This window comes from Burkholderia alba, assembly GCF_034721475.1.
In the GTDB taxonomy this organism is placed as follows: Bacteria; Pseudomonadota; Gammaproteobacteria; order Burkholderiales; family Burkholderiaceae; genus Burkholderia; species Burkholderia alba.
On the sequence record NZ_JAWJWL010000068.1, the window covers coordinates 1 to 7,579 of the forward strand.

Genomic DNA, 7,579 nt, shown 5'->3' on the forward strand with positions numbered 1-7,579 from the left:
ACGCGCGCGAGGGTCACCATCTTGACGATGGTGACGAGGATGCCGAGCATGAACACCTCGATCATCCCCCACGGCCGCACCAGCTGGATCGCGCGCAGCACCCGGTTGAAGCCGGGCGGCACGTGGCCGGCGCGCAGCGGGAACAGCACGTAGAGCAGCGCCGCCATCTCGACGAGCGGGAACAGCAGCGTCGAGCAGAACACCATCATCGCGACGATCCGCATGTCCTGATCCCACAGCGATTGGAGCGCGCCGAGCAGGGTGGTCTGCACCCGGATGCCGTTCACGTCCATTTCGAGGATCGGGAAGGCCTGCGCGATCAGAAACGTGATCAGCGCGGCGAGCGTGAGCGCGCAGATGCGTTCGATCTGCGCCGACCCGCTCCGGTAGAGCAGCGCGTCGCAACGCGGACAGCGCGCGGTGTCTTTGCCGCTCATGCGCGGTTTGTGCAACAGTGCGTCGCACTCGTGACAGCTGATAAGCATCGATTTCAAGTTTTATCCCATGCCTGGTGACCACCAGAATGCTCGGAGGCATGCCATCGGCGACATCACCATCGTGTTTATTCGCTCATGAACTTCCCCGAGCACGGCCCCGACAGTTGGCCAGTCGGTCCATCGATAACGACCTGCGCACACTGGCGTCTTCGTGGCCATCGCTCGTGACAGCGGGGAAAAATCCGGGGACTATCCTGAAATGGCCGACAGCCACCCGATAACGTCTCGATGAACCGTCTCCTTGCATGCCTCATTGAGAATTTCGTGGCGCGCGTCGGGATAGACGATGTAAGACAGATGACGATGTCCCTGCTTCATGTAACGCGTGACGAGGTGTTGGACCGTTTGCGTCTCTCCGCCGACTGGATCCTCCGCGCCGCAGATGATCAGGATGGGCAAGGAGCGTGGAATGCACGCCTCGGCCGTATCCGTCCATAGAGACTGAAATCCCTCGACCACCGAATAAAGGAGGCCATTGCAGAACAACTTGCCGCAGAGCGGATCGGCAAAGAATTTGGCCTGCTCCGCAAGATCACGGGTCATCCATTCCCCCCCTGTCACGGCGCCGGATCCAGCATATGGCGTGTTGAATGAGGTCAGCATGGTGCGCATAAATTCGGAAATCTCGTTGGCTCGGGGGCTTTCCGCGATCGCCTTCAACGCTGGCAACATGGCATCGATCACTGCTGCGCTCTCTCCCGGGAAGCTGCCCATCGTTCCGCACAAAATGACACCGGCCAATTCCGAGCCATGCTCTTGAATGTAACCCTGCGTCAAGGCCGAACCCATGCTGTGACCGAAAGCAACTAAAGGAAGATCGGGGTAGGCTTGCCTGGCGATTTCGCCGAGCTGACGAATGTCCGCCTTCATCAGCGTCCACGCATCGACTCCCGCGATACCCAGTTGCCCTTCGAGCGCCGTGTTCCCATGGGCTCTCAGATCGAGCGCATAGACCGCGTAACCGTCACGGGCGAGGGCACGCGCGAATCGATCATAGCGACCGCTATGCTCGGCAATACCATGGGTAACCTGGATCACGGCCCGAGGCACCGCCCCGCTGGGCGGCAACCAACGCCGCCCATAAATAGCCGTTCCGTCGACATAGGAGACAAAAGTAAAGTCGTCTACTCTCAGCACATCCGACATGGTTTCTCCCGTAGTTGCTCGGTGCGACGGTTCATCAACAGACCGGTACTCGCTTCACAAAGGCGCACGGTGCAATGAACAGGCGCGTATAGCACTCAGCCAATCTGCCCTCGAGCCCCGTCAGTGCGCGTGAGTGACGCAGCCTGACGCGCTCGACGGGACTAATCGTTAGCCGGCAAAAAAGCCAAGCCGGTAACGGAACCGGAACATGGATGGATTGTGATAAACGACCCGCCATCCATTGGCACCACCCGAATGGCTCCGCGGAGATCGGCGACGAATCCACGGCGTCGCTCGAGATCGAGCGCCAAGCCGATGCCTTCCTTCAGTCCCGTTGCCAACACCTCGTGGTGCGCCAGTCCGGTCGCGGTCATATCGGCGCGATTCAGACTATTGCCTCTCGCCGCCGAGTTGCCGCGATCGGCCCAGTAGCGTGCTTGACGCTCATGATCGATTTCCAGGGCGATAGGTTCGGTCAGACGGTCGACTAACAATTCCAGGTCGGCTCGATCGTCTGGCGTCGCACCCGTCGGCACGTTCAATCCCATTCCGAGAAGGCGACCGGGACCGCCATCGGGAGGGCCCTCCTGCGGCCAATCGAGGTGTCCGTTCGGGACATCGAGCGCCATCCCGACACAATGACGCAGCGCATTTCCGGAGCCGGAAGGCCATCGACCGGTGCGCGCAAGCATGATCAGGGCGCGACCATCGTCGGCAGCGGAGTATGGCCATGCCGTCCCCGCCACACCAGTAGATCAACCTTCCCGTCGCATCGAGCTGCATTTGCTTGGGCGTCGCGATCTTGCCGTTCCCAACCAGCACTTCTTGATCCTGTCCGCCCAGATCGCAACGCTCGATCGTGCCGTCCGCATCAGGAAACACCTCCTTGCTTGCCGGTCGCGCACCCATGCTGGTCCAATCAATAGCGTGACCCGGATCATCGACCTGGATATCGTCGGGCCTGCCCTCGAAACCTTGGAGTACGACCCGCGACTTACCGCCATCGAGTTCCGAGGCGATCATGACGGGCGGAAAACCCTGCGGGACGTCGATGCGGCCGTTCGTAGCGATATTGTCGCCGTGGGTCATGTCATCACTGCTCCGGGAGCCATTCCAATGGCTCGGAAAGAAAATTGTGTCTCGATATTAGACAGATAATTCGTATGTCTAATCATCCAGAATATTGAACATGATCAATATTTTTCCATTTGGAATATGAATAGAAAAATAAGGCACGGAGAATGCTAATTTTCAGCCGTCATCTCATCCAGGTATTTCTCACATGGATCAAAAAATTTATTAAGCAAACCTTACAAAAAGCAGATTGATTTCATTCACGCCCAGACTATATAGACTAGTAAAAATTAAGTGCACTGGTGATTTGTCAGGAATTGTCAAAAACCGTGCGTTTAGAGTGGTGACGCATAAGTCGCCATCACGGTGAGCCAGCGCACCGACGTGACGCCCCTGTAGCCAGATCGCCGAATCTGTCGATGTCCCCAGGATGGGAGTAGCCGCCTGCAGTGAAGGCCGCCTGGCTGGCCTCAGGCGCAAAGATCTCGCTGGACTCGCCCATGCCAACCTATTCATCGTTGTCGTCGAGTAGCGCGACGTCGGCGAGCGGAGCGGGCAGACCCACGGGACAGGTAGCCCGGCGGTGAGCAACGGGTTGAACGGCAGCACAGGTGACCGGGTGAGATTTCCGAGAGACCGTCGCCTTCGCGGATGCAATGCAGGTCGCCGCCTTCCAACGCGCCGACACAGCATCGATCATCGTGGAGCCGCCACCGGCAGTCGGTTTCATGCGCGATCGGCCAACCTCTTTCAAGCGCGGGTGGCTTGCGTGCCCCGCGTACAGCGGGTCGATACCGAGAAAGGCCGCCGGCCGCGCGGTCTTCAATGTGTCGATGGACGTCTTGATGACCTTCGGGTTGGCGACGCGCGAGTTTTCCGCGTCGATCATGAAGTCCGACAACACGGCGCCCTTCGACAGCCCCGTCGTGCCGCCTGTGTTCCGCAGCGACAGCAGGCGGCTACCGTCAAGCGTCACCGGTTCGACAGCGAACCGGGGCATCACGTCCCCCGGCAACGCGTTGATCGAGGGCGGGCGAACGGCATCGATCTCGGCAGGGATCGAGCCGTATGACAGGATCCGGTGGCTGTTGCTCATCAACTATCCTTGAACTGCCAATGCAAAGAATTCGCCCGATTTGCGGAGACCGATTCCGAGCCGCCGCAGGCGCTATCGCGCACGACATCGCATCCCGCAATCTGTATTGCAGCGAATGACTATGGCTTGCGGCTTGTGTTTTGGAAATGATCAAAACAGACAGAAATATCGTCCGTTTAAATCACCGCGTCGGCCTTCCCGATTGGTGTAACCTTATCGTCAGCGCAGCGACGCCCCAAAGACGGCACAGCGCGACCAGGTATGGAACGCGCCCATGGGGATATCGAATTGGACTCAGGACTTGCCATGCGGCGGAACGTGCATTCAAAACCAGCGGAAGCGGTTTTCACCGGCAATCAACTAGCGGATCTTGCAAATCCCGCCGTGCTGTCCCAGCGGCGCTTCTCGCCCTCGAAGCTTGCCATCCTGGTCGAGGTCGCGTCGGAATCGGGCCTGGACATGGATGCGGTACTCGCCGGGACCGGCCTCGATCTCGACGCGATCGCCAACCCCTTTATATTGACGTCGACGCAGCAATTTCTGACGGCCGCGCACAACGCGATCCGTCTATACGGACATTCCGACCTGGGCATACGCACCGGCAGTCTTCTGCGCGTGTCGAGCTACGGCATGTTCGGCTACGCGTTGCTGTGTGCGGAGACAATGGCCCGTGCGTTCGACTCGGCCATCAAATTCCAGCAGATCGCGAACGGCATGCTCGACATTCGCTGGGTCAAGCAGGGCGACACGGCGGCCTGGCTCTTTCCCTCTCAGGACGAAGTTGCGCTGCCCGGGCTCAACGCACCGCTATATCACTTCCTAATCGACATGCAGTTCGCATTGCATGTGAGAGTCGTCAAGGACGTCATGGGTGCGTGGTGCGTGCCGGCACGCGCGCAATTCTCGCGAGCGCGGCCGGCCCACGCGGCGCTGCTGTCCGAGACATTCGAATGTCCGATCGCATTCGACCAGCCATGCAACGTGCTCAGCTACCCCGCGGCGTGGTTGCCGCGCCCTCCGCAACTCGCCCACTCGATCACTGCGGCACAGGTCTCGGCACACTGCGCGCGCCTGCTCGAAGAGCTCCGTAGCCAGTCCGATATTACGCGGCGGGTATACCACGAACTGACGCGCATGCCAGGCAGGTTTCCCGAGATCGACGCGATCGCCGCAAGCCTGCGCATGACCTCGCGCACTCTGCGTCGCAAACTCGAAGCGGCAGGAACGTCATATAGCGAATTGTTGATGAGCGTGCGAAGGGCACTCGCGATCGACTATCTGAGCACGACTACGCTGAGCACCGAAGACATCGCGCAAGCATTGGGGTTCAGCGATCCGGTGAGCTTTCGGCATGCGTTCAAACGCTGGACCGGCAAAACACCGAACGGGATTCGCGAGGACGGCGAAGAGTGAGCCGCCGCCCGAGCCGATTCAAGCAATACACGTACCCGCGTGTAAATTGATTCCCCGAAGTATCCCACCCGCTTATTCCGGTATTCGGTCCCGGCACATCAGCCGTGAAATTCCATGGAGCAGAACGGCGGGTTACTCGGCCGACAATCGATGGGCATTTGGCATACGGTAGGGAGCGAATAAGGCCGGCGTTTATGCTCTGCAATACCTCAATTTTATTCCGGTCGGGCCTTTCTGCGATTTTTTTGCAGCCCCTTCTCATGCTCCGCGGATGTTCAGAAACGCAAAGTACACGCCAACATTCACGATAGCCGTGATGGAATCGGAACAAAATTTCCCGGCGACACTACCTCACCAATCGTCCCAAATTCATATCATTGCCAACACTCCGACAATAAAATTATATCACTTGAATTATTGTCAATAAATTCAACACAATATGTCGGCCATGATAAATAGGCAGCTTCAATGCATGAATCTTAATAAAGCTTAACCCCCTGTCAATCCTGCCAGTTTTCATTCATACAAAACATGCTACATTTTAATAAGAATATTGTCGGAATTTATGAACAGATTAAATCGAATACAACAGAAAAATATTCCTTATGAAGAGTTCATCACTGTGATTAGTGCTTATCTTGGGAACCAACTCGAATGCTATGTTGCGCACTTGGTCGAAACCGGACGGTATGGCTCAAAAAGCGAGGTGTTGCGTGAAGGCGTACGTTTAATTCTTGAGCGTGACGCGCAGTTCTCGGCCTTAGATGTAGTACCACACCACAGCTTGAGCGACTCTCATGCTGGGCACAGCGATTCCGCCGAAACTTCGGCTGTCCGGGTCGATCAGCCGAAAGCGGGTGACACCAAATGATAGAAGTTCTTATAGACGTCTGAATTTCTCTGCACGAGATGCTAAAACCCATGCGCCAATCACGCCATGTCTGATCAGTCGCGCCCTAAGCGATTGCGTCGACGTGTTCGTGCAGGATCCGCATATCGAAGTGATATTGAGCTGTCCAATACAAGTTGCCGATCTGTTCACCTGCCCTCAGGCGATGCCCTCATCGGAGCTTTCCCGGTTGGGGCGGATAGATGCACGTGACGGCGAACCTGCGCCGGGACAAGAGCGTCCGTTGGAGCGGGCGCGATCATGGCGTGCGCTAGACATGAAGGGATGATTTCCCAACTTGGCATCCAGCCGATGGGTTGGACTGTCGCACCAGGGATCGGCGCCGTTCTGCGCGCCAATCTCCGCCAACGTCAACGGGCGCGGTGGATATCGTGCGTCACGAAGCCGGCCTCGTTGTCGGGCGGCGCGAGGCCATCCCTGACGGCGAGCGTCTTGCGGATATCCTCGAGGCCGGTCGCCCAGCGATCGCGCATGGTCGACAGGCCGAACTGCGCATCCTTGTACTGATTCTCCGAGGGCTTTTGCTGGTAGATCAGGTGCTGGACGTTGTAGCGCCGGCCGGACGACACCTCCTCGGCCTGCTGGCACCACGGATCGCTCTTGCGCACGTCCTCCGGCACGTGCGCGAGCACACGATGCAGAAGACTGCGATAGCGCTGTTCGCGCTGCAGCGTATCGGTGACGAAGCGCGTCCGGCTCGAATACTGGACATCCTTGGTGCGTTCGGCGACGTCGTCCAGCGACGCCGGCAGCGGCCCATGCGCGCTCCACAGATCGACCTGGAACGCGAGCGTGTCACGTCGCGGCGACGCACGCAGCACTTCCATCAGCGGCGTGTTCGAGACGATGCCGCCGTCCCAATAGAACTCGCCGTCGATTTCGACCGGCGGGAACGCGGGGGGCAGCGCGCCCGACGCCATGAAGTGCTCGGGGCGCAGCGTCGTCTTCGTGTTGTCGAAGTAGATGAAGTTGCCCGTGCCGACATTGACCGCGCCGACCGACACGCGCGTCTCGCCCGAATTGATGCGATCGAAGTCGCACAGCTTGAGCAGCGTCGTGCGCAGCGCGGACGTGTCGTAGTAGCTGACCAATTCCNATTGACCGCGCCGACCGACACGCGCGTCTCGCCCGAATTGATGCGATCGAAGTCGCACAGCTTGAGCAGCGTCGTGCGCAGCGCGGACGTGTCGTAGTAGCTGACCAATTCCGGCGGGTTCGTCGTGCCCGGCAGCGGCGGCGGGAAGCGCGGCACAAAGAAGCCTCGCTGTCCCTGCAGAAATGCGCTCGCCGTCTGGCTCGCGGTGAGTATCGAGCGGATGTGTTCGTGACTGTTGAAGAGCGCGTACTCGAACGCGGCCGGCAGCGTGGGAAAGAACGCCGGCTGGCAGATCGTTTCCCAGAACTCGCGCAGCCGCTCGACGCGCCGCTCCGGCGGATTGCCGG

General features: G+C 58.9%; 7 protein-coding genes and 2 pseudogenes. 3 read left to right on the forward strand and 6 right to left on the reverse strand.

Annotated elements, in window-relative coordinates; genetic code table 11:
* The 3 genes from RZR99_RS31545 to RZR99_RS31555 all read right to left on the reverse strand — a co-directional run.
* On the reverse strand, window positions 1-485 hold a 485-nt coding region (locus RZR99_RS31545), incomplete at its 3' end, for a paraquat-inducible protein A (protein ID WP_323123641.1).
* 201 nt (window positions 486-686) lie between these two features.
* Window positions 687-1,643: an alpha/beta fold hydrolase gene (locus tag RZR99_RS31550; RefSeq protein ID WP_323123637.1), complete on the reverse strand. Its 957-nt coding sequence runs from the start codon at window positions 1,641-1,643 to the stop codon at window positions 687-689.
* Between the two features lie 161 nt (window positions 1,644-1,804).
* Window positions 1,805-2,185 carry a hypothetical protein gene (locus RZR99_RS31555; protein ID WP_323123638.1) on the reverse strand — a complete coding sequence of 127 codons (381 nt, stop codon included), beginning with the start codon at window positions 2,183-2,185 and terminating at the stop codon, window positions 1,805-1,807.
* 148 nt (window positions 2,186-2,333) lie between these two features.
* Between RZR99_RS31555 and RZR99_RS31560 the strand changes: the two genes are divergently transcribed.
* A complete protein-coding gene (locus RZR99_RS31560; RefSeq protein WP_323123639.1) occupies window positions 2,334-2,801 on the forward strand; it encodes a hypothetical protein in 468 nt (155 codons plus the stop codon).
* A gap of 424 nt (window positions 2,802-3,225) precedes the next feature.
* Here the strand turns inward: RZR99_RS31560 and RZR99_RS31565 are convergent, their stop codons facing one another.
* Entirely contained in the window at window positions 3,226-3,813 is a 588-nt protein-coding gene (locus tag RZR99_RS31565; protein ID WP_323123640.1) for a hypothetical protein, read from the reverse strand.
* A 306-nt stretch (window positions 3,814-4,119) separates the two neighbouring features.
* On the opposite strand from RZR99_RS31565, the gene RZR99_RS31570 reads away from it, so the two are divergent.
* Together RZR99_RS31570 and RZR99_RS31575 are read left to right on the forward strand one after the other, a co-directional pair.
* Complete coding sequence (locus RZR99_RS31570) at window positions 4,120-5,226, forward strand: AraC family transcriptional regulator (protein WP_323123642.1); 1,107 nt, start codon at window positions 4,120-4,122, stop codon at window positions 5,224-5,226.
* A 565-nt stretch (window positions 5,227-5,791) separates the two neighbouring features.
* Window positions 5,792-6,097 carry a type II toxin-antitoxin system ParD family antitoxin gene (locus RZR99_RS31575; protein ID WP_407655541.1) on the forward strand — a complete coding sequence of 102 codons (306 nt, stop codon included), beginning with the start codon at window positions 5,792-5,794 and terminating at the stop codon, window positions 6,095-6,097.
* A gap of 389 nt (window positions 6,098-6,486) precedes the next feature.
* On the opposite strand, the pseudogene RZR99_RS31580 reads toward RZR99_RS31575, so the two are convergent.
* Window positions 6,487-7,224: pseudogene (locus tag RZR99_RS31580) on the reverse strand (DUF3734 domain-containing protein); the annotation flags it as partial.
* Window positions 7,225-7,247: 23 nt separating this feature from the next.
* Window positions 7,248-7,579: pseudogene (locus RZR99_RS33485) on the reverse strand (patatin-like phospholipase family protein); the annotation flags it as partial.

Coding starts and splice junctions, on each gene's coding strand:
- RZR99_RS31560 (WP_323123639.1), top strand. CDS start 2,334: ATGATCAGGGCGCGACCATCGTCGGCAGCGGAGTATGGCCATGCCGTC.
- RZR99_RS31565 (WP_323123640.1), bottom strand. CDS start 3,813: ATGAGCAACAGCCACCGGATCCTGTCATACGGCTCGATCCCTGCCGAG.
- RZR99_RS31550 (WP_323123637.1), bottom strand. CDS start 1,643: ATGTCGGATGTGCTGAGAGTAGACGACTTTACTTTTGTCTCCTATGTC.
- RZR99_RS31570 (WP_323123642.1), top strand. CDS start 4,120: ATGCGGCGGAACGTGCATTCAAAACCAGCGGAAGCGGTTTTCACCGGC.
- RZR99_RS31575 (WP_407655541.1), top strand. CDS start 5,792: ATGAACAGATTAAATCGAATACAACAGAAAAATATTCCTTATGAAGAG.